Genomic DNA, 22,342 nt, shown 5'->3' with positions numbered 1-22,342 from the left:
CGTTGAAAGGATATTGCAGCAGAAATCGTCATCAACACTGCAACCAGAGAAATGGTATGTAGAGAAACGCAAGGTCATTTTTATAATGGCGTTCCATGAAGTGTCTTCGCCTGAGGATGGCCACAATGATTGACTGCAAATGCTGATAAAAGCATAGCGACTACAAGAAAACCGGCAAATCCTCCGAGGAATGCGTACAAGGCGGTGTAATCGTTATCAGGACGCACTGGAAAGAATACATTGTTCCAGTTTTCGTTCGCATATTCATTTTCAGTGTGAATTTTAGTCAGCTGATGAATCCCGGCCCCATCAATTCTGTACTCGAGTAAATAGCCATTGCCATCACTGAGTGAAAAATAACCAGGCTCCAGTTCAAGATTTAATATGGCAAGAGTCATGCCCTCTTTATTTTTGATAACAATTTGAGTGCCGACATTTTCGGGAATGGCTTCCGAAGCGTCTGGCATGAATCGTCTCGTTGAGGACAGTATGGATGAGGATGGTGCCGAAGAAGACATTGTTGCTGAAGGGCTGATTGTTGTATACGCCATACCATTGTTATCAGACATTGCAACTGACGTTATTGCATCCTCTGATTTCCAAGCCACTTCGATTGAATATTCAAGCTCTTTTTCCAAACTCAGAATGGGTTTGAAGGACTTAAACTCACGCCCTTTTGGCATTAAACCCTGTAGTCCAGTTGTATTACGGGAAGTCAAATTAGTATTTATAAGAGTGTCGTTTGCAGACAGATCTGAATGAGGTGGTAGAGCCGTGCTATTGGTAGCAGTACCATTGATTGCAGAAGCTGATGTGTCAGACTTGTATAAAACGTCTTTCAACAAGATGGGTGCTGGCGTTGAACTGAAAACAGTATTATCAATAACACTGTCTTCATTGTCCTCATAGTAACCAAGATATAACTTTGAGGAGTCTTCTGGATTTTCGATTAAAATGAGATGAAACAAAGTTTTCAGTGATGCATGCCCCCTGAGTGTATAGTAAAGAAAACCAGACTCTTTAGTCTGAAAGCGGACTTTTGATTCGATTTTGTTTATTGGCTGACTCCCTCGAGCGGACTTCCCCAGCGGGTTTATGGAGACAGATATTTTTTTAGAGGTGGACAGGGAGTAGCCTCTCATGAATTTTGCAATTTTAACTCTGGTTCTTGATACTGATGATTTTATGTAGCTTGTCACTTTGTGACCGCTTCTTTTTGAACCGCCACCCTTGTGACTGCCACCCTTGTAACTGCCTCCTTTTGAACCGCTACTTCTTCCACCTCCTGAGGAACCTCCGCCTCTGCGGGCCTCTCTTCTGTCTCTTTGAGAAACTACACCGCCCTCTTCAGGAGCGGCATACTCCCGGGGATCGTATTGCAAAAGGCCATCTGCACTGATCTCATTATTCACAGCCCAAAGGGAAGAACAAAATGGAAGTATCAAGGCCAGAAAAAGGCTTGAAAGTATTTTCATGATTCTATGGACCGCCTGTAGGATAAATACCAAAAGAAAAGGGTAATCCCCGTACCTAACCGATTGCTTGAGAGACTGCCGGAGCAGAGGGAAGCTTAGACATCACATTTTTACCTGTCCAATCAAAACACTTGTAGATTTCCATGGAGTTTATTGAATGGTGCTAATGTTCAATTTTTAAAAATATGATCGTTCGCACAGGTATGGTCGATAAAGCTTGATAGTTCATCTACATCGCTTACAAAGTTCGCTGTGGCTAAATAATCACGCTTTGCAAAACTCGGAAGATGGGAACACTTGAAAGCCCTGTTTGTTGGATAGCACAACGCCTTTCTTTTGTTGCCTTCCTTGCCTCAGTTCCCTATTTTGCTCCAGCCTTGATCAGGGCTTCCACGCAGTCGATATTGCCCTTCTCGGTTGCGATGGACAGCGGAGTGTCGCCAGCCTCAGTGCGGACGTTGATATCCACCCCGGCGTTGATCAGGAGTTTTACGCAGTCGGTATTGCCAATCAGGGCTGCGATGAACAGCGCAGTGGCGCCATTCTCATTCCGGGCGTTGAGATTCGCCTCGGCTTCGATCAGGATTTTCAGGCAGTCGATGTTATTTTGTTGGGCAGCGATAAACAGCGGGGTGGCAACATTCATGGGAGCGTTGAGATCCGCGCCGGCTTTGATCAGGAGTTTCACGCAGTCGGTATGGCCTTTCCAGACTGCGATGAGAAGCGGGGTGGCACCATCCGTAATCCTGGCGGCGTTGAGATCCGCCCCGGCGTCGATCAGGCGTTTCACGCAGTCGGTATTGCCCTCCTGTGCAGCGATGAAAAGCGGGGTGCTGCCATTCTCACTCCGGGCATTGAGATCTGCCCCGGCGTTGATCAGGAGTTTCACGCAGTCGCTATTGCCCTCCCGTGCAGCGGTGAACAGCGGGGTGCTGCCATCCGAAGTCAGGGAGGGGTTGAGATTCGCCCCGGCGTTGATCAGGAGTTTCACGCAGTCGGTATTGCCCTCCTGAGCTGCGATGTATAGCGGGGTGGCGCCATCCTCATTCCGGGCGTCGAGTTCCGCCCCGGCCTTGATCAGGATTTCCACGCAGTCGGTATTGCCTATCCCGGCAGCGATGAAAAGCGGGGTGACGCCATCCGAAGTCCGGACGGTGTTGACATCCGCCTTGGCGTTGATCAGGAGTTGCAAGCAGTCGGTGTTATTTCTCTGGGCAGCGATGAAGAGCGGGGTGTCGCCATCCGACGAGACAGCGTTGACATCCGCCCCGGCTTTGATCAGGAGTTTCAAACAGTCGATGTTATTTTCCTGGGCAGCGATGGCTAGCGGGGTGGCGCCACCCTCAGAGCGGGCGTTGAGATCTGCCCCGGCGTTAATCAGGAGCTTCACACAGTCGATGTTATTTTCCCGGGTAGCGATGAACAATGGGGTATTAGCAGTCGAACGGGCGGCACCGTCGAGGTTCGCCCCGGCGTTGATCAGGCGTTCCAAGAGGGCCTTGTTCCCGTTTTTGGCTGCCAGCATCAAGGCAGTGAAATCATGAATCATAACCGCATTGACATTGACTCCTTCTGCCAGAGACCTTTCCACCTGATCCAGATCCCCGCTTAAACAGGCACGAAAAAATGTCAGATCGGGAAAAAATGTATCCGGATGAGATTCACTGGTGTTTTGATTCACCATAGGCATCGGGTCTTGCCGACACATCGAGCACTGGCGTGAACCAATGGGCTGACCGGAAAAACATTTCGAAACACAGTCCAGATCGAAGCGATGGCCACAACATTGGGCTTTGACAATCACAGGCGCTAAACTCCGGCCCTGGAAGGGAACCAGACAAACAGGACAGTGATCAGCCTTCAGTGACCATGGGGAGAGGGTAGCGAGCAATGCCACGTATAAGTAGAACATCTGTGTTGCTCAATAAGCAGCTGGGTTAGATACAAAAAGGCATGATAGTTCATTTATGTGGCTATCAAAGTTTTCTGCGAATAAATAGTCACTCCTTTGTATGACTCTGAGTCTGGGAACACCTGAACGCTGTTTTTACTGGATAGCAAAATGCCCTTCTTTTGTTCCCTTCCTTTCCCTGGCCTCGATAAGGGCTTTCACGCAGTCGCTATGGCCCAACCTGGTTGCGATAGACAGTGGGGTGGCGCCATCCAAAGTCCTGGCAATGCTGAGATCTGCCCCGGCTTCGATCAGTGCTTTCAGGCATTCGGTATTGCCATTCTCAGCAGCGACGAACAGCGGGGTGGCGCCACCCGAAGTCGTGGCGGCGTTGAGATCTGCCCCGACGTGGATCAGGATTTCCACGCAATCGGTGCAGCCCCTCCAGGCTGCGATAAATAGCGGGGTGGCGCCATCCATAGTCCTGGCGGCGTTGAGGTCTGCCCCGGCCTGGATCAGGATTTCCATGCAATCGGTATAACCTCTCCAGATTGCGGTGACAAGCGGGGTGGTGCCACTCATAGTGCGGGCGTTGAGATCCGCCCCGGCGTTGCTCAGGAGTTGCACGCATTCGGTGTTATTTTTCTGGGCAGCGATAAACAGTGGGGTGGCACCATTCACCAGGGCAGCGTTGAGAGCCGCCCCAGCGTTGATCAGGAGTTTCACGCAGTCGGGGTTATTTTCCTGGGCAGCGTAGTACAGCGCGGTAGCACCGGTCGAACGGGCGGCATTGAGGTTCGCCCCGGCGTTGATAAGGCGTTCGACGACGTCCGTGTGCCCCCCGTGGGATGCCAACATCAAGGCCGTGAAATCATAAGCCATAACGGCATTGACATTGACGCCTTCTGTCAGTGATCTCTCCACCTGATCCAAATCCCCGTCATAACAGGCATCATAAAACGTCTGATCGGGGAAAAATGTATCCGTGAGAGATTCACCGGAGTTTTGATTCACCAAAGGCATCGGGTTTTGCCGACACATCGCGCAATGGCGTGAGCCGATGGGCTGATTAAAAAAACACCTCGATATACAGTCCAGATCGAAGAGTTGGCCGCAGCATTGGGTTTTGACGACCTCAGGCGCTGCATCACTGCTACGGAAGTAATCCAGACAAATAGGACATTGATCGGCCTTCAGTGTCCAGGAGAGGGTAGTGAGCAATGCCATCCATAAGTAAAACATCTGTGCTGGCCAATAAGTAGTTCGGGTTAGGTACAAAGAAGCTATGGTAGTTCATTTGTATGGCTATCCAATGTTCCCTACTTTGCCCCGGCCTTGATCAGGAGTCCTACGCAGTCGGTATTGCCATTCAGGGCTGCTGCGGACAGCGGGGTGGCGCCGTCTGAAGTCCGGAGGGTGTTGACATCTGCCCCCGCGTCGATCAGCAGTTTCATGATGTCGGCGTTACCATACTCAGCAGCGATGAACAGTGCGGTGGAACCATCCAAACGGGCCACTTCGAGGTTCGCGCCGGTGTTGATCAGGATTTCCACGCAATCGGTATGGCCCTTCAGAGCTGCAAAGATCAACACGGTGGTGCCATCCGTAGCCCGGGTGTTGAGATTCGCCCCGGCATTGATCAAGAGTTTCATAGAGTCGGCGTTATTTTCCTGGGCTGCGACAAACAGTGGTGGCACACCATTCGGAGTGGCGGCGTTGAGATTTGCCTTGGCTTCAATCAGGAGTTTCAGGCTGTCGATGTTATTGTGTCGGACCGCCACGAGCAAAGCATTGGAGCCAATCTTGTTCTGGGCGTCGAGATCTGCCCCGGCTTTGATCAGTATTTTCACACAGTCGGTGTTATTTTTTTGTACAGCCATGTGCAGTGGGGTGTAGCCATTCTGGGCCCGGGCGTTGAGATTCGCCTCGGCTTCGATCAGTGCTTTTACGCAGTCGGTATTGCCTTTTCCGGCAGCGATGAACAGCGGGGTGACGCCATACTCAGACCGTGCGTTGACATCCGCCCCGGCGCTGATCAGGAGTTTCACGCAGTCGATGCTATTTTCCTGAGCAGCGATGGACAGTGCGGTGGCACCAGTCGAACAGGCGGCGTCGAGGTTCGCCCCGGCGTTGATCAGGCGTTCGACGACGTCCTTGTTCCCGTCACTGGATGCCAACATTAAGGCAGTGAAGCCACCAATCACAACGGCATTGACATTGACTCCTTCTGCCAGTGACCTCTCCACCCGATCCAGATCCCCGTTTATACAGGCTAGATAAAACGCCTGATCGGGGAAAAATGTATCCGGGTGAGATTCACTGGTGTTCTGATTCACCAAAGGCATCGGGTCTTGTCGGCACATCGCGCACCGGCGTGAGCCCATGGGCTGTTCATAAAAAGACCTTGAAATACAGTCCAGATCGAAACGTTGGCGACAACATTGGGTTGTGACGACCACGGGCGGTACACTTCGACCATGGAAGGGAGACAGGCAAATAGGACATTGATCGGCCTCTGGTGTCGACGGGAAGAAGGCAGCGAGCAATGCCATACATAAATAGAACATCTGTATTATCAATGAGTTGTCCGGGTCAGTCACAAAGGAGTTATGATAGTTCATTGGTATGGCTATCAAAGTTTGCTCTGGCTAAATAACCACGCATTGCAAAACTCGGAAGGTGGGAACACCTGAAAGCCCTATTTTGCTCCAGCCTTGATCAAGGCTTCCACGCAGTCGGTATTGCCCAGCTCGGTTGCGATGGACAGTGGAGTTTCGCCAGTCAGCATGGCAGCGTTGAGATCCGCCCCGGCGTTGATCAGGAGTTTCAAACAGTCGATGTTATTTTCCTGGGCAGCGATGGACAGCGAGGTGGTGCCATCCGTCAAGGCAGCGTTGAGATCCGCTCCGGCGTGGATCAGGCGTTTCACGCAATCGGTATTACCATAGTTAACAGCGAAGAGCAGTGCAGTGGGACGAGTCGAACCGGCAGCGTCGAGGTTCGCCCCAGCGTTGATCAGGCGTTCGACGACGTCTATGTGCCCCAGGCCGGATGCCAACATCAGGGCAGTGTAATCATCAATCATAACCGCATTGACATTGACTCCTTCTGCCAGAGACCTCTCCACCTGATCCAGATCCCCGAATAAACAGGCACGAAAAAATGTTCGATCGGGGAAAAATGTATCCGGGTGAGATTCACTGGTGTTCTGATTCACCAAAGGCATCGGGTCTTGCCGACACATCGCGCACCGGCGTGAGCCGATGGGCTGATCAGTAAAATATCTCGAAATACAGTCCAGATCGAAGCGTTGGCGACAACATTGGGTTGTGACGACCACGGGCGGTACACTTCGACCATGGAAGGGAGACAGGCAAATAGGACATTGATCGGCCTCCGGTGTCGACGGGAAGAAGGCAGCAAGGAATGCCATACATAAATAGAACATCTGGATTGGTCAAAAGTGTTAAGGGTTAGATACAAAAAAAGTATGTTAGTCCATTGGTATGGCTATCAAAGTTTGCTACGGCTAAACAATCACGAATTTCAAAAATCCAGAAGATGGGAACACCTTAAAGTCGTGGTTACCGGATAACAAAACTCGATGCTTTCATTCCTTTCCCTTTCCTGGCCTCGATAAGGACTTTTTCGCAGTCGTAGTTGCGTCAAATATCCTGAGCCAGTTGCCGTTCTGCCGGATCGTCGCTTGCGCTCAAAAATAGTAAAGCCCGAAGCGCATTAACTTTATTGTTCATGTCCTCTCTCTGAATCTTGCGATCATAGAATTCTTTCCGCATCCCCATCATTTCTTTGCGATACTGACGGTTCTCTTTGGCATCAATGGCCGAATTGACCAGCCCAAAACCACGGGCAAAGCCCCCGACAAAGGCATCTGTGCTTTGGTAATTCATTTTGATTCCCTTCTGTTATTTGCCTACAGTGGTAGGGCAATGGAGGTATTTTTATGAATAATTTATATAACACTGATTATCATCAATGGCTGAGTCAGCAAGTAACCCTGTTGAAAACTCAAAACTTTAATCAGTTGGATTTAGAAAACCTGATTGAGGATTTAGAGTTGAGCATTAAGCAAGACCTTCGTGTACTAGACAGTCACTTGGTAATTCTTATACTTCATCTTCTCAAAATAGACTACCAAACCAGTGTGTTGAGAGACAGTACAGCTACTGAAAGAGTCCTTAAGGGGTGGGTGGTTAGCATATGCAATGCAAGACGTGATATTGATAAATTAATAGAAAAAAATCATTGTCTTACAGCAAAAATTGAAGAGGTTTTAAGTGAAGCTTATCCTGATGCCAAAGAGAGAGCCGTTAAAGAAATGAACATCTACGGCAGTAGCGAAACGCAACGACTGAATGACAGTAGTTTCCCGCCTGAGTGTCCGTGGTCATTTGAACAGATCATGACTGAAGACTGGTATCCCCTTAATGGCGTCAATCTCCACGACAGAAGACTGGCTGCCGGAGGCTGACCATGAGTAACCTATACAATACCGATTACCACCAATGACTGACCCAACAGCGTGAACTGCTGACCAAACGACAGTTTGACCAGCTTGACATTGACAATCTGTTGGAGGCTATGGAGCACGAAATGGGTGGTATTACAGGCACCATAAAATGTCCAATCGGGGAAAAATGTATCTCAAAAATCCAGAAGATGGGAACGCCTGAAAGCCGTGGTTACTGGATAACACAACTTGATGCTTTCATTCCTTTCCCTTGCCTGGCCTCGATAAGGACTTCTTCGCAGTCGTAGTTGCCTCTCTGAATCTTGCGATCATACAATTCTTTCTGCATCCCCATCATTTCTTTGCGATACTGACGGTTCTCTTTGGCATCAATGGCCGAATTGACCAGCCCAAAACCACGGGCAAAGCCCCCGACAAAGGCATCTGTGCTTTGGTAATTCATTTTGATTCCCTTCTGTTATTTGCCTACAGTGGTAGGGCAATGGAGGTATTTATGGAAAACTTGTATGACACTGATTACCACCGATGGTTGAGCCAACAGCGGGATCTGCTTGCCAAACGACAGTTTGACCAGCTTGACATTGAGAATTTGTTGGGAGAGCTAGAGTTGGGCCTTAATGATCATATTCGTGAGTTAAGAAATCTTCTTACCAATCTGATTCTTCATTTACTTAAATGTGAGTACCAGACGACGGTACTGAAGGATGGTTGCAATATGTATTTCATTCATAGTTGGTTGACCAGCATTGACAATTCAAGATCAGAAATCGAATCCCTGATCGAAGAGAATCCTTGTGTACGATCCAAAGTGGATGAAACACTATCTGAGGCTTACCCCAAAGCCAAACAAAGAGCGATCAGGGGAATGAACAGCTACGCCAGAAGCGAAGCACAACGCCTGAACAATAGCAGTTTTCCCAATGGGTGCCCCTGGTCGTTTGACCAGTTAATGACAGAAGACTGGTATCCGCTAAATGGCGTCAATATCCACATCCACGACTGAAGACTGGCTGCCGGAGGCTGACAATGACTGATTTTACAAAACCGATTACACCCAATGGCTGACCCAACAGCGTGAACTGCTGACCAAACGACAGTTTGACCAGCTTGACATTGACAATCTGTTGGAGGCTATGGAGCACGAAATGGGTAGTGTTACAGGCACCATAAAATGTCCAAGCGGGGAAAAATGTATCCGGGAGAGATTCACTGGTGTTCTGATTCACCACAGGCTCTTAACTTCGACCATGGAAGGGAATCAGACAAATAGGACATTGATCAGCTTCCAGCGTCGACGGGAAAAAAGCAGCGAGCAATGCCATACATAAATAGAACATCTGCATTATCAATAAGTGGTCCGGGTTAGATACAAAGAAGGTATGGTAGTGCATTGGTATGGCTATCAAAGTTTGCTGTGACCAAATAATCACGAATTTCAAAAATCCAGAAGATGGGAACACCTGAAAGTCGTGGTTACTGGATAACACTCCGACTTTCTTTTGTTCCTTTCCTTACCTCATTTCCCTACTTTGCCTCGGCCTCTGTAAGGACTTTCACGCAGTTGGTATTGCCCATTTCGGTTGCGATGGACACTGGGGTTGAGCCATCCAAAGTCGTGGTGGCATTGAGATCCGCCCCGACGTGGATCAGGATTTCCACGCAATCGGTATAGCCTTTCCAGGCTGCGATGAAAAGCGGGGTGGCGCCATCCGGAGTTCTGGCGGCGTTGAGATCCGCCCCGGCGTTGATCAGGATTTCCAGGCAATCGGTATTGCCCTTCAAAGCTGCGACGAAAAGCGGGGTGGTGCCATCCAAAGTTCTGGCAGCGTTGGGATTCGCCCCGGCGTTGATCAGGCGTTCGACGACGTCCGTGTGCCCCATAATGGATGCCACCATCAAGGCAGTGAGACCATTAACCATCACGGCATTGGCATTGACTCCTTCTGCCAGTGACCTCTCCAATTGATCCAAATCTCCGTCATAACAGGCATCATAAAATGTCCAATCGGGGAAAAATGTATCCGGGTGAGATTCATTGGTGTTCTGATTCACCACAGGCATCGGGTCTTGCCGACACATCGCACACCGGCGTGAGCCGATGGGCTGATCAAGAAAACACCTCGTAATACAGTCCAGATCGAAGCGTTGGCGACAACATTGGGTTGTGACGACCACGGGCGCTAAACTTCGACCATGGAAGTAAGCCAGACAAATAGGACATTGATCAGCCTTTACTATTGACGGGGAGAGGGTAGTGAGCAATGCCACCCATAAGTAGAACATCTGTGCTAGCCAATAAGTATTATGGGTTAGGTTCAAAGGGAGTATGTTAGTTCATTTGTACGGCTATCAAAGTTTGCTGCGGCTAAATAATCACGAATTTCAAAAATCCAGAAGATAGGAACACCTGAAAGTCGTATTACTGGATAACACAGCACTTTTCTTTTGTTCCCTTGCCTTTCCTCTGTTCCTTATTTTGCTCCGGCCTTGATCAGGGCTATCGCACACTCGTTATTGCCCTTTAGGATTGCGATGGACAGCGGGGTGGCGCCATCACTGGTTCTGGCAGCGTTGAGATCCGCCCCGGCTTTGATCAGGAGTTTCACGCAGCTGTACTTATTTTCTTGGGCAGCGAGGAACAGCGGGGTGGTTCCATCCGGCAAGGCGGCGTTGAGATCCGCCCCATTTTTGATCAGGAGTTTCATGCAGCCTCTATTGCCCTTAAAGGCCGCGATGAGTAGCAGCGTGTTGCCATCCCTAAACCGGGTGTTGAGATCTGCCTCGTCTTTGATCAAGAGTTCCACACACTTGACATAGCCTCTTGAAACAGCGATGAACAGTGGGGTGGCGCCATCCGAAGTCTTGGGGATGTTGCGATCTGCCCCGGCCTTGAGCAGGTGTTTCACGCAGTCGGTATTGGCTCTATCAGTAGCAAAGTACAGTGGGGTGACGCCCATAACCGTTCGGGCGTTGATATCGGCCCTGGCCTTGAGCAGGCGTTTCACGCAGTTGGTTCTGCCAAGCTGGGCAGCTATCATCAGCGCGGTGGCGCCGTCCTCAGTCCGGGCGGTATTGACGTCCGCCCCGGCCTTGATCAGGCGACCGACGATCACCTCATCCCCCTCACTGGTTGCCAACATCAAGGGAGTATTCTTATTCATGACGGCATTGACATTGACGCCTTCTGCCAACGCCCTATACACATCTCTCCGGTTCCCGTATTCACAGGCCCGGTAAAACATCAGATTGGGGAAAAATTTAGCCTGGTGATATTCACCGGTGTTCAAATTCATCACAGGGAACGGGTCTTCCCGACAATACGCGCACTGGCGGTGGTCTATGGCTACTTTAAGAAATAGCTGCGTAATACAGTCCACATGATAGCGGTGGCCACATTGGGTTTGAAATACAGGTTTGACGCTCACAGCCGTCACATCGCGACCATGGAAATCTTCCAAACAAATAGGACAGGCATCGTTCGTCGACGTTACGTCAGTTCCCACGGGGAAAGGGGAGTGAGTAATGGCATCCATAAGTAAAACCTCCTCGTTATTTTATTCAATGAGTTATCCACATGAGTCTTAGACACCAAAAAAGTACGATAATTCAGTTTTATGGCTGATAAATTTGCTGTGACTAAATAATCTCGCATTGCAAAACACAGAAGCTGGGAATACCTGAAAGCTGTGTTTAGCGGGTAACACAACGCCTTTGTTTTGTTCTCTTCCTTGCTTCAGTTCCCTACTTTGCTCCAGCCTTGATCAGGGCTTTCGCGCAGTCGGTGTTGCCTTTCCGGGTTGCGATGGACAGCGGGGTAGTGCCAAGCTTAGTCAGGCTGTTGAGGTTTGCCCCGGCGTTGATCAGGATTTCCACGCACTCAGTATTGCCCCTGATGGCTGCCGCGAACAGCGGGGTGGAGCCATCCGAAGTCCTGGCGGCGTTGAGATCCGCCCCGACGTGGATCAGGATTTCAAGGCAATTGATATTGCCTTTCCAGGCTGCGATGAAAAGCGGGGTGGCGCCATCCCAAGTCTTGGCGGCATTGAGATTCGCCCCAGCGGCAATCAGGTGTTTTACGCAGTCGATATTGCCCATCTGGGCTGCCATGTACAGAGGGGTGGCGCCATCCGAAGTTCTGGCGGCGTTGAGATACGCTCCGGCGTTGATCAGGAGTTTCATGCAGTCGGCGTTATTTTCTTGTGCAGCTACGAACAGCGGGGTGGAGCCATTCTGCATCCGGGCGTCGAGATCCGCACCGGCGTTAATCAGGATTTCCACGCAATCGTTATTACCTTTATAGGCTGCGGAGTGAAGCGGGGTGGTGCCATCAGTCCTGGGGCGGTTGAGGTCCGCCTTGGCTTCGATCAGTGCTTTCACGCATTCGATATTGCCTTTCCAGGCTGCGACGGAAAGTGATGTGGCGCCATCCGAAGTTCTGGCGGCGTTGACATCCGCCCCGGCGTTGATCAGGCGTTTCACGCAGTCGCTATTACCCGCGTTAGCAGCGAGGAACAGTGCAGTGGCACCACTCGAAAGGACAGTGTCGAGGTTCGCCCCAGCAATGATCAGGCGTTCGACTACGTCTATATGTCCCATAGCGGATGCCAACATCAAGGCCGTGAAATCACCATTCATAGCGGCATTGACATTGACTCCTTCTGCCAGCGACCTCTCTACCTGGTCCAGATCCCCGAATAAACAGGCACGATAAAACGTCTGATCGGGGAAAAATGTATCCGGGTGAGCTTCACTGGTGTTCTGATTCACCAAAGGCATCGGGTTTTGTCGGCACATCGCACACCGGCGAGAGCCGATGGGCTGATCAGCAAAACACCTCGATATACAGTCCAGATCGAAGCGTTGGCCACAACATTGGGTTTTGACGACCACAGGCGCTTCACTTCGACCATGGAACTCAGCCAGACAAACAGGACATTGATCAGCCTTAACTGTTGTCGGGGAGAGGGCAGTGAGCAATGCCATCCATAAGTAAAACATCTGTGCTAGCCGATAAGTATTACGGGTTAGGTGCAAAGAAAGTATGGTAGTTCATTTATATGGCTATCAAAGCTTGCTCTGGCAAAATAATTACACATTGCAAAACTCGGGAGATGGGAACACCTGAGAGCTGTGTTTACTGGACAATATAACGCCTTTCTTCTGTTTCTTTCACTGCCTCTGTTCCCTACTCTGCCCCGGCGTTGACCAAGAGTTCGACGCAGTCGGTATTGCCCTTCAGGGCTGCTGCGCAGAGCGGTGTGGCGCCATCCGAAGTCCGGCAGATGTTGAGATTCGCCCCGGCGTTGACCAAGAGCTTCACGCATTCGGTATTGCCCAACTCGGCAGCGATGAACAGTGGAGTGGCGCCATCCAAAGTCCTGGCGGCGTTGAGATTCGCCTCGGCTTCGATCAGTGCTTTCACGCATTCGGTATTGCCTATCGCAGCAGCGGCAAACAACGGGGTGACGCCATTTGGCAAGGCAGCGTTGAGATCCGCCCCGGCGTTGATCAGGATTTTCAGGCAGCCGGTGTTGCCCGTCAGGGCCGCGATGAACAGCGGGGTGGTGCCATCTTCATTCCGAGCTACGTTGACGTTCGCCCCGGCGTTGATCAGGCGTTCAACGATGTCCATGTGCCCCTTGCTGGATGCCAACATGAAGGCAGTGAAGCCATCATTCATAGCAGCATTGACATTGACGCCTTCTGCCAGTGACCTCTCCACTTGATCCAAATCTCCATCACAACAGGCATCATAAAATGTCCGATCGGGGAAAAATGTATCGGGGTGAGATTCACTGGTGTTCTGATTCACCACAGGCACCGGGTCTTGCCGACACATCGCGCACCGGCGTGAGCCGATGGGCTGATTAAAAAAACACCTCGATATACAGTCCAGATCGAAGCGTTGGCCACAACATTGGGTTTTGACGACCACAGGCGCTTCACTTCGACCATGGAAGTCAGCCAGACAAATAGGACATTGATCAGCCTTTACTGCTGACGGGGAGAGGGTAGTGAGCAATGCCACCCATAAGTAAAACATCTGTGTTGGTCAATAAGTAGCTTGGGTTAGATACAAAAAAAGTATGGTAGTTCATTTGTATGACTATCACAGTTTGCTGTGACCAAATAATCATGAATATCAAAAAACACGAAGATGGGAACACCTGAAAGCCGTGGTTACTGGATAACACGACGACTTTCTTTTGTTCCCTTCCTTGCCTCGAACTCAATAAGGACTTTCACATAGACGGCATTGTCCAATTTGGTTGCAATGGACGGCGGGGTGGAGCCACCTTTAGTCCAGGGCGTTGAGATGCTCCTCGGCTTCGATCAGTGCTTTCACGCATTCGGTATTGCCTTTCGCAACAGCGGCGCCTAGCGGGGAGGCGCCATCCAAAGTCCTGAAGGCATTGAGATCCGCCCCGGCGCGGATCAGGATTTCCAGGCAATCGGTATAGCCTTTCCAGGCTGCGATGAAAAGTGGGGTGGCGCCATCCGAAGTCGTGGCGGCGTTGAGGTTAGCCCCGGCGTTGATAAGGATTTTCAGGCAGTCGGCATTGCCGTTCTGGGCTGCGATGAAAAGCGGGGAGGCGCCATCCGAAGTCATGGCGGCGTTGAGGTTAGCCCCAGCGTTGATCAGGAGTTTCACGCAGTCGGAGTTATTTTCCTGAGTAGCGAAGTACAGCGCGGTAGCGCCACTCGAATGTTCGGCGTTGGGGTTCGCCCCGGCGTTGATAAGGCGTTCGACGACGTCCATGTGCCCTCCATAGGACGCCAACATCAGGGCCGTTAAATCATCAGTCATAACGGCATTGACATTGACTCCTTCTGCCAGTGATCTTTCCACCTGTTCCAAATCCCCGTCTAAACAGGCACGAAAAAATGTCTGATCGGGGAAAAATGTATCCGGGTGAGATTCACTGGTGTTCTGGTTCACCAAAGGCATCGGGTTTTGCCGACACATCGCACAACGGCGTGAGCCGATGGGCTGATCAATAAACCACTTTGAAACACAATCCAGATCGAAGAGTCGGCCACAACATTGAGTTTTGACAACCACAGGCGCTGAATCACGGCTTTGGAAGCAAGCCAAACAAATAGGACATTGATCGACCTCCGGTTTCCAGGGGGAGAGACCAGCGAGCAATGCCATCCACGAGAAGAACATTTGTTTTGGTCAATAAGCACGGGTTAGATCCAAATAAGCATGATAGTTCATTTACATGGCTATCACAGTTTGCTGTGACCAAATAATCATGAATATCAAAAAACCGGAAGATGGGAACACTTGAAAGCTGTTTTTACTGGATAGCAAAATGCCTTTCTTTTGTTTCCTTCCTTTCTTTGGTCGCAGTAAGGGCTTCCACGCAGTCGGTATGGCCCAACCTGGTTGCGATGGACAGTGGGGTGGCGCCATCCGAAGTCCTGGCGGCGTTGAGATCCGCCCCGGCGTTGACCAGTGCTTTCACACATACGGTACTGCCTTTCTCAGCAGCGGCGAGCAACGGGGTGGCACCATCCGAAGTCCTGGCGGCGTTGAGATCCGCCCCGGCGTTGATCAGGATTTTCATGCAATCGGTATGGCCTTTCCAAGCTGCGAAGAAAAGCGGGGTGGCGCCATTCGAGGTCATGGCGGCGTTGACGTTTGCTCCGGCGTTGATAAGGCGTTCAACGACGTCCGTGTGCCCTCCGGAGGATGCCAACATCAAGGATGTGAAATCATCGGTCATAACGGCATTGACATTGACTCCTTCTGCCAGTGACTTCTCCACCTGATCCAAATCCCCGTCATAACAGGCATCATAAAAGGTCTGATTGGGGAAAAATGTATCCGGGTACGATTCACCGGTATGCCAATGCAAAACAGGGAGCGGGTTTTGTCGGCAATACCCGCACTGGCGAGAGCCTGTGGGCTGAATAACAAATTGCCTCGTAATGCAGTCCAGATGGTAGAAGTGGCGACATCGGGTGATGACGAACACAGTCTCTCTACTACGGCTATGGTAGCGGTAGCAATCCAGACAAATTTCAAGTAGATCGGCCTTCAGTGTCCATGAGAAGAGGGCAGCGATCAATGTGACCTTTAGGTAGAACATCTGTACTAGCCAATAAGCAGCGCGGTTTAGGTCCAAAGCAATCATGATAGTTTATTTGTATGGCTATCAAAGTTTGCTGTGACTAAATAATCACGAATTTCAAAAACTCAGCAGATGGGAACTCCTTAAAGCCGTGTTACAGGATAATGCAGTACCCTTCATTTGTTCTCTTCGGAGTCTTGGCCTTGATAAGGGCCAATGCGCAGTCGACGTTGTCCATCTCGATTGCGATAGACAGCGGGGTGGCGCCATCCGAAGTTCTGGCGGCGTTGAGATCCGCCCCGGCGTTGATCAGGGTTTCCACGCAATTGGTATTGCCTTTCAAAGCTGCGATGAAAAGCGGGGTGGCGCCATCCGAAGTCCTGGCGGCGTTGACATTCGCCCCGCCGTTGATCAGGGTTTCGACGCAATCGGTATTGCCTTTCAAAGCTGCGATGAAAAGCGGGGTGGCGCCATCCGAAGTTCTGGCGGCGTTGAGATCCGCCCCATTTTTGATCAGGAGTTCCATGGTGCCCTTACAGGCTGCAATGAGTAGCAGCGTGTTGCCATCCCTGAACCGGGTGTTGAGATCTGTCTCGTCTTTGATCAAGAGTTCCACGCACTCGACATAGCTTCTCGAAACAGCGATGGACAGAGGGGTGGCGCCATCCGAAGTCTTGGGGATGTTGCGATCTGCCCCGGCATTGAGCAGGAGTTTCACGCACCCGGTTCTGCCTTTCTCAGCAGCAAAGTACAGTGGAGTGGCGCCCGTCACATTTCGGGCGTTGACATTCGCCCTGGCCTTGAGCAGAAGTTTCACGCAGTTGGTCCTGCCCCGCTGGGCAGCTACCATCAGCGCGGTGGCGCCGTCCTCAGTCCGGGCGGTATTGACTTCCGCCCCGGCCTTGAGCAGGTGGTCGACGATCACTTCATCCCCCTCATTGGATGCCAAGATCAAGGGAGTATCCTTATTCATGACGGCATTGACATTGACTCCTTCTGCCAGCGCCCTGGACACCTGTTCCCGGTTCCCGTTTGAACAGGCTAAATAAAACCTCAGATTGGGGAGAAATTTAACCTGGTGAGATTCACCGGTGTTCAAATTCATCACAGGGAACGGGTCTCCCCGGCAATACGCGCACCGGCGGCGGTCTATGGCTACATCAAGAAATAGCTGCGTAATACAGTCTACATGGTAGCGGTGGCCACATTGGGTTCGAAATATAGGTTTAACGACCGCAGCCGTCACATCGCGACCATGGAAATCTTCCAAACAAATAGGACAGGCATCGTTCGTCGACGTTGCATCAGGTCCCATGGGGAGAGGGGGGGCTGTAATGGCATCCACAAGTAAAACCTCCTCGTTGTTTTATCTAATGAGTTTTAGACACAAAAAAAGTACGATAATTCAGTTTTATGGCGAATAAATTTGCTGTGACTAAATAATCACGCATTGCAAAACTCGTAAGATGGGAACACCTGAAAGCTGTTTTTAGTGGATAGCAAAATGCCTTTCTTTTGTTTCCTTCCTTTCTCTGGCCTCGGTAAGGGCTTTGACGCAATCGCTATGGCCCAGCCTGGTTGCGATGGACAACGGGGTGGCGCCATTCGAGGTATTGGCGGCGTTGGGATTCGCCCCGGCGTTGATCAGGAGTTTCACGCAGTCGGGGTTATTTTCCTGGACAGCGAAGTACAGCGCGGTAGCACCACATGATCGGGCGGCGTTGGGGCTTGCCCCAGCGTTGATAAGGCTCTCGACAACGTCTGTATGCCCCCCATAGGATGCCATCATCAAGGCCGTGAGATCATCAGAGGTAACGGCATTGACATTGACGCCTTCTGCCAGTGATCTCTCCACCTGCTCCAGATCCCCGTTGGAGCAGGCGATATAAAATGTCTGATCGGGGAAAAATGTATCCGGGTGAGATTCACTGGTGTTCTGATTCATCAAAGGCATCGGGTTTTGCCGACACATCGCGCAACGGCGTGAGCCGATGGGCTGATCAACAAAACACCTCGAAACACAGTCCAGATCGAAGAGTTGGCCGCAACATCCGGTTTTGACGACCACTGGCTCTTCATTACGGTTATGGAAGTTAGCCAAACAGATAGCGCATTGATCGGCTTTTAGCGTCCATGAGTAGAGGGCAGCGATCAATGTCATCCATAGGCAGAACATCTGTACTGGCCAAGAAGTCGTGCGGGTTGGGTACAAAGAAATTATGGTAGTTTATTTTTATGGCTACAAAAGTTTGCTGTGACTAAATAATCACCTATCTCAAAAGCTCAGAAGACAGGAACACCTGAAAGCCGTGGTTACAGGATAACGCAGTACCCTTCATTTGCTCTCTTTGCTCTCTCGGCCTCGATAAGGGCTTCTGCGCAGTCGTTGTGACCCTTCTCATTTGCAATGGACAATGCAGTTGCGCCATCCCTAAATCTGGCGGCTTTGAGATCTGCTCCAAAGTTGAGCAGGAGTTTCAGGCACTCGACATTGCCCTTCTCGGCTGCGATGAACAGTGGAGTGACACCCTCTGGCAAGGCAGTGTTGGGATTCGCACCGGCGTTGAGCAGGAGTTTCACGCACTGGGTATTGCCCTCTTGAGCTGCCATGTAGAGCGGGGTGGTGCCCTCTGAAGTCCCGGCGGCGTTGAGATCCACCCCGTGTTTGATCAGGAGTTTCACGCACCCGGTGTTATTTTCTTGGGCAGCGAGAAACAACATGTTATAGCCACCGTTAGTCCGGACGTTTAAATCCGCCCCGGCTTTGATCAGGATTTCCGCGCAATCGGTTTTGCCTTTCCAGACTGCGATGGACAGTGGAGTGAAGCCATCCGAAGCTCTGGCAGTGTCAAAAGCCGCCCCTTTTTCAATCAGAAGTTGTAAACACTTGGTATTGCCCTTCAGTGCTGCGGTAAACACTGGGGTGGTGCCCCACAAGTCGGTGTTGGGGTCTGCCCCATCGGCAATCATGATTCGCACCTTTTCGGTATTGCCCTTGAGGACTTCGATGAGCAGTGGAGGGATGCCTTTGAGATCCGCCCCTTTGTCGATCAGGAGTTGCGCACACTCGGTATTGCCCTCCAGGACTGCAATAATAAGCGCGGTGGCACCATCCTCAGTTCTGGTAGCGCCGACCTTTGCCCCAGCTTTGAGCTGGCGTTCGACGACTGCCCTGTTCCCACTACAGGATCCCAGCATCAAGGCAGTGAGACCATATTTCATAACGGCATTGATATTGACTCCCTCTGCCATTGACTTATCCACCTGATCGTAATCCCCTTGAAGACAGGCATCGTAAAACGTCTCGTCGGGGAAAAATTTATCCGGGTAAGATTTACCGATTTTCTTACCCACCACAGGCATCGGGTCTTGCCGACACATTGCGCACTCGCGTGAGCCGATAGGTTTTGTAAAATACTGACTCGTAAGACAGACCAGATGGAATGTGTGGCCACAATGGGTTAGACATTCGGTTTCGTCGGCGTCCACTGGCGCCACACCGTGGCCATGGAAATTTTCCAAACAAATAGCACAGACATCGTCCTTCGAACTTACGTCAGTACCCATGAGGAAAGGGGAGAGAGTATTGATATTCATAAGTAAAACCTCTGTGTTTTTTTAAGAAGCTATACAGATTTAGAAACAAAAAAAGCACGATAGTTCAATTTTATGACTATAAAGTTTGCTGTGACTAAATAATCACCCATCTCAAAAGCTCAGAAGATGGCAACACCTGAGAGCTGCGGTTACCGGATAAAACAACGCCTTTTTTTGCTTCCTTCCTTGCCTCAGTTCCTTACTTTGCTCCAGCCTTGATAAGGGCTTGCGCACACTCGCTATTGCCCATCTCGGTTGCGATGGACAGCGGGGTGGAGCCATCCGAAGTTCTGGCGGCGTTGAGATCCGCCCCGGCGTTGATCAGGATTTCCAAGCAATCGTGATTACCTCTGCGGGCTGCGACGTGAAGCGGGGTGGCGCCATCAGTCCTGGGGAGGTTGAGGTCTGCCTTGGCTTCGATCAGTGCTTTCACGCATTCGGTACTGCCTTTCCAGGCTGCGACGGAAAGTGGCGTGGCGCCATCCGACGTTCTGGCGACGTTGAGATCTGCCCCGGCGTTGATCAGGTGTTTCACGCAGTCGCTATTACCCATGAAAACAGCCATGAGCATTGCATTGGCGCTACTCGAAAGGACAGTGTTGACGTTCGCCCCGGCAATGATCAGGCGTTCGACGAGGTCTGTGTCTCCTATAGTGGATGCCAACATCAATGCCGTAAAATCATTAGTCATAGCGGCATTGACATTGACTCCTTCTGCCAGCGACCTCTCCACCTGATCCAGATCCCCAGATAAGCAGGCAAGATAAAACGTCTGATTGGGGAAAAATGTATCCGGGAGAGTTTCATTGGTGTTCTGATTCACCAAAGGCATCGGGTTTTGCCGACACGTCGCGCAACGGCGTGAGCCGATGGGCTGTTCAGAAAAACATTTCGAAATACAGTCCAGATCGAAGCGTTGGCCACAACATTGGGTTGTCACGACCACAGGCTCTTCACTTCGGCCATGGAAGGGAGCCAGACAAACAGGACATATGTCGGCCCCCAGTGTCGTCGGGAAGAAGGCAGCGAGCAACGCCATACATAAGAAGAACATCTGTGCTAGCCAAGTAAGTAGTAAGGGTTAGGTTCGAAAGGAGTATAGTAGTTCATTTGTATGGCTATCACCGTTTGCTGTGACCAAATAATCACCCATCTCAAAAGCTCAGAAGATGGGAACACCTTAAAGCCGTGTTTACAAGATAACGCAGTACCCTTCATTTGCTTTCTCGGCCTCAACAAGGGCTTCTGTGCAGTCGTTGTTGCCCTTCTCAATTGCGATGGACAATGCAGTCGCGCCATCCCTATATCTGGCGGCTTTGAGATCTGCTCCAAAGTTGAGCAGGATTTTCAGGCACTCGACATTGCCCTTCAGGGCTGCGATGAACAACGGGGTGGCACCAGTTGGTAAGGCAGTGTTGGGATTCGCACCAGCGTTGAGCAGGAGATTCACGCACTGGGTATTGCCCTCTTGAGCTGCCATGTACAGCGGGGGGGGTGCCATCCAACAAGGCGGCGTTGGGATCTGCCTTGTCAGCAATCAGGAGTCGCACCTTCTCGGTATTGCCCTTAAGGACTTCGATGAGCAGTGGAGGGATGCTTTTGAGATCCGCTCCGAAGTCGATAAGGAGTTGCGCACACTCGGTTCTGAAAGCCGTGGTTACTGGATAACACAACGCCTTTCTTTCGCTGCCTTCCTTGCCTCAGTTCTTTACTTTGCTCCAGCCTTGATAAGGGCTTGCGCACATTCTGTATTGCTCATCTCTGTTGCGATGGACAGCGGGGTGGCGCCAGTCTTGGTCTGGGCGTTGAGATCTGCCCCGGCGTTGATCAGGAGTTGTACGCAGTCGGTGTTACTTTCTTGGGCGGTGATGAACAGTGCGGTGACCCCACGCTCAGTTCGTGCGTTGAGATCCGCCTTGGCTTCGATCAGGGCTTGCAGGCAGTCGGTTTTATTTTCCTGCGCTGCGAAGAACAGCGGGGTGGCGCCCGTCTTGGTCGGGGCGTTGAGATCCGCCCCGGCGTTGATCAGGGCTTTCACGCAATAGGTATTGCCCATCTGTGCTGCGGCGGACAACGGGGTGGCGCCATCCTCGGTCCGGGCGGCGTTGAGATCAGCCCCGGCGTTGATCAGGCGTTTCACGCAGTCGATGTTATTTTCTTGTGCAGCGGTGAACAGCGGGGTGGCGCCATTCTCGGTCCGGGCGTTGAGATCTGCTTCGGCTTCAATCAGGATTTTCAGGCAGCCGGTATTGCCTGTCTGGGCAGCTATGAATAGCGGGGTGACGCCATCCTCATTCCGGGCGATGTTGACGTCCGCCCCGGCGTTGATCAGGCGCTCGACGACGTTCATTTGCCCATAATAGGATGCGAACATCAAGGCGGTGAAACCATTAGTCACGACGGCATTGACATTGACGCCTTCTGCCAGTGACCTTTCCACCTGATCCAGATCCCCATTGGAGCAGGCGCTATAAAACGTCAGATCGGGGAAAAATGTATCAGGGAGAGATTCACTGGTGTTTTGATTTACCACAGGCATCGGGTTTTGCCGACACATCGCGCAACGGCGTGAGCCGATGGGCTGATCAACAAAACACCTCGAAACACAGTCCAGATCGAAGAGTTGGCCGCAACATGCGGTTTTGACGACCACAGGCACTTCATTACGGTTATGGAAGTTAGCCAGACAAATAGCACATTGATCGGCCTTTAGTGTCCATGAGGAGAGGGCAGCGATCAATGTCATCCATAGGTAGAACATCTGTACTGGCCAAGAAGTAGTGAGGGTTGGGTACAAAGAAATTAT

At 51.0% G+C, this 22,342-nt stretch carries 22 protein-coding genes; 3 read left to right on the top strand and 19 right to left on the bottom strand.

All coding sequences use genetic code 11. The features are described from left to right. Nucleotides 1-80: 80 nt before the first annotated feature. From ACOMHB_RS23825 to ACOMHB_RS23800, 6 genes are all read right to left on the bottom strand, one after another. Entirely contained in the window at nt 81-1,199 is a 1,119-nt protein-coding gene (locus tag ACOMHB_RS23825; RefSeq protein ID WP_448218502.1) for a hypothetical protein, read from the bottom strand. Between the two features lie 637 nt (nt 1,200-1,836). Then, nucleotides 1,837-3,387, bottom strand: coding sequence for an ankyrin repeat domain-containing protein (locus ACOMHB_RS23820; protein WP_448218501.1), 1,551 nt, complete (start codon nt 3,385-3,387; stop codon nt 1,837-1,839). 135 nt (nt 3,388-3,522) lie between these two features. Further along, nucleotides 3,523-4,608 carry an ankyrin repeat domain-containing protein gene (locus tag ACOMHB_RS23815; RefSeq protein WP_448218500.1) on the bottom strand — a complete coding sequence of 362 codons (1,086 nt, stop codon included), beginning with the start codon at nt 4,606-4,608 and terminating at the stop codon, nt 3,523-3,525. Nucleotides 4,609-4,685: 77 nt separating this feature from the next. Beyond that, nucleotides 4,686-5,933: an ankyrin repeat domain-containing protein gene (locus tag ACOMHB_RS23810; protein WP_448218499.1), complete on the bottom strand. Its 1,248-nt coding sequence runs from the start codon at nt 5,931-5,933 to the stop codon at nt 4,686-4,688. Nucleotides 5,934-6,064: 131 nt separating this feature from the next. Next, a complete protein-coding gene (locus ACOMHB_RS23805; protein ID WP_448218498.1) occupies nt 6,065-6,814 on the bottom strand; it encodes an ankyrin repeat domain-containing protein in 750 nt (249 codons plus the stop codon). A gap of 217 nt (nt 6,815-7,031) precedes the next feature. Continuing rightward, nucleotides 7,032-7,277 carry a hypothetical protein gene (locus tag ACOMHB_RS23800; protein ID WP_448218497.1) on the bottom strand — a complete coding sequence of 82 codons (246 nt, stop codon included), beginning with the start codon at nt 7,275-7,277 and terminating at the stop codon, nt 7,032-7,034. 53 nt (nt 7,278-7,330) lie between these two features. Here ACOMHB_RS23800 and ACOMHB_RS23795 point away from each other — a divergent pair, with 53 nt between their 5' ends. Then, entirely contained in the window at nt 7,331-7,858 is a 528-nt protein-coding gene (locus ACOMHB_RS23795; RefSeq protein WP_448218496.1) for a DUF29 domain-containing protein, read from the top strand. 211 nt (nt 7,859-8,069) lie between these two features. Here ACOMHB_RS23795 and ACOMHB_RS23790 read toward each other — a convergent pair whose 3' ends face one another. Beyond that, nucleotides 8,070-8,300, bottom strand: a complete 231-nt coding sequence (locus ACOMHB_RS23790) for a hypothetical protein (RefSeq protein ID WP_448218495.1) — start codon at nt 8,298-8,300, stop codon at nt 8,070-8,072. Nucleotides 8,301-8,351: 51 nt separating this feature from the next. Here ACOMHB_RS23790 and ACOMHB_RS23785 point away from each other — a divergent pair, with 51 nt between their 5' ends. Then, nucleotides 8,352-8,861 carry a DUF29 domain-containing protein gene (locus ACOMHB_RS23785; RefSeq protein ID WP_448218494.1) on the top strand — a complete coding sequence of 170 codons (510 nt, stop codon included), beginning with the start codon at nt 8,352-8,354 and terminating at the stop codon, nt 8,859-8,861. A gap of 58 nt (nt 8,862-8,919) precedes the next feature. After that, nucleotides 8,920-9,186: a hypothetical protein gene (locus tag ACOMHB_RS23780; protein ID WP_448218670.1), complete on the top strand. Its 267-nt coding sequence runs from the start codon at nt 8,920-8,922 to the stop codon at nt 9,184-9,186. A gap of 196 nt (nt 9,187-9,382) precedes the next feature. Here the strand turns inward: ACOMHB_RS23780 and ACOMHB_RS23775 are convergent, their stop codons facing one another. The 12 genes from ACOMHB_RS23775 to ACOMHB_RS23720 form a co-directional block, all read right to left on the bottom strand. After that, nucleotides 9,383-10,141, bottom strand: a complete 759-nt coding sequence (locus ACOMHB_RS23775) for an ankyrin repeat domain-containing protein (RefSeq protein WP_448218493.1) — start codon at nt 10,139-10,141, stop codon at nt 9,383-9,385. 188 nt (nt 10,142-10,329) lie between these two features. Then, a complete protein-coding gene (locus ACOMHB_RS23770; protein ID WP_448218492.1) occupies nt 10,330-11,391 on the bottom strand; it encodes an ankyrin repeat domain-containing protein in 1,062 nt (353 codons plus the stop codon). A 208-nt stretch (nt 11,392-11,599) separates the two neighbouring features. Further along, a complete protein-coding gene (locus tag ACOMHB_RS23765) occupies nt 11,600-12,856 on the bottom strand; it encodes an ankyrin repeat domain-containing protein (RefSeq protein WP_448218491.1) in 1,257 nt (418 codons plus the stop codon). A 187-nt stretch (nt 12,857-13,043) separates the two neighbouring features. Further along, nucleotides 13,044-13,901, bottom strand: coding sequence for an ankyrin repeat domain-containing protein (locus ACOMHB_RS23760; RefSeq protein ID WP_448218490.1), 858 nt, complete (start codon nt 13,899-13,901; stop codon nt 13,044-13,046). Nucleotides 13,902-14,156: 255 nt separating this feature from the next. Continuing rightward, nucleotides 14,157-15,029, bottom strand: coding sequence for an ankyrin repeat domain-containing protein (locus tag ACOMHB_RS23755; RefSeq protein ID WP_448218489.1), 873 nt, complete (start codon nt 15,027-15,029; stop codon nt 14,157-14,159). 133 nt (nt 15,030-15,162) lie between these two features. Further along, the gene (locus ACOMHB_RS23750; protein WP_448218488.1) at nt 15,163-15,957 is read right to left on the bottom strand and encodes an ankyrin repeat domain-containing protein; all 795 of its coding nucleotides are present in this window, start codon (nt 15,955-15,957) and stop codon (nt 15,163-15,165) included. Between the two features lie 136 nt (nt 15,958-16,093). Further along, nucleotides 16,094-17,284, bottom strand: coding sequence for an ankyrin repeat domain-containing protein (locus ACOMHB_RS23745; protein ID WP_448218487.1), 1,191 nt, complete (start codon nt 17,282-17,284; stop codon nt 16,094-16,096). 144 nt (nt 17,285-17,428) lie between these two features. Further along, complete coding sequence (locus ACOMHB_RS23740) at nt 17,429-18,115, bottom strand: ankyrin repeat domain-containing protein (protein ID WP_448218486.1); 687 nt, start codon at nt 18,113-18,115, stop codon at nt 17,429-17,431. Nucleotides 18,116-18,252: 137 nt separating this feature from the next. After that, complete coding sequence (locus ACOMHB_RS23735) at nt 18,253-19,536, bottom strand: ankyrin repeat domain-containing protein (RefSeq protein WP_448218485.1); 1,284 nt, start codon at nt 19,534-19,536, stop codon at nt 18,253-18,255. A gap of 199 nt (nt 19,537-19,735) precedes the next feature. Continuing rightward, nucleotides 19,736-20,590 carry an ankyrin repeat domain-containing protein gene (locus ACOMHB_RS23730; RefSeq protein ID WP_448218484.1) on the bottom strand — a complete coding sequence of 285 codons (855 nt, stop codon included), beginning with the start codon at nt 20,588-20,590 and terminating at the stop codon, nt 19,736-19,738. Between the two features lie 138 nt (nt 20,591-20,728). After that, nucleotides 20,729-21,037, bottom strand: coding sequence for an ankyrin repeat domain-containing protein (locus tag ACOMHB_RS23725; RefSeq protein ID WP_448218483.1), 309 nt, complete (start codon nt 21,035-21,037; stop codon nt 20,729-20,731). A 207-nt stretch (nt 21,038-21,244) separates the two neighbouring features. Next, on the bottom strand, nt 21,245-22,297 hold the full coding sequence (locus ACOMHB_RS23720) for an ankyrin repeat domain-containing protein (protein WP_448218482.1): 1,053 nt from the start codon (nt 22,295-22,297) through the stop codon (nt 21,245-21,247). Nucleotides 22,298-22,342 lie beyond the last annotated feature (45 nt).

The organism is Endozoicomonas sp. 2B-B (assembly GCF_053470045.1).
This window is presented reverse-complemented; position numbering and strand designations above follow the sequence as displayed.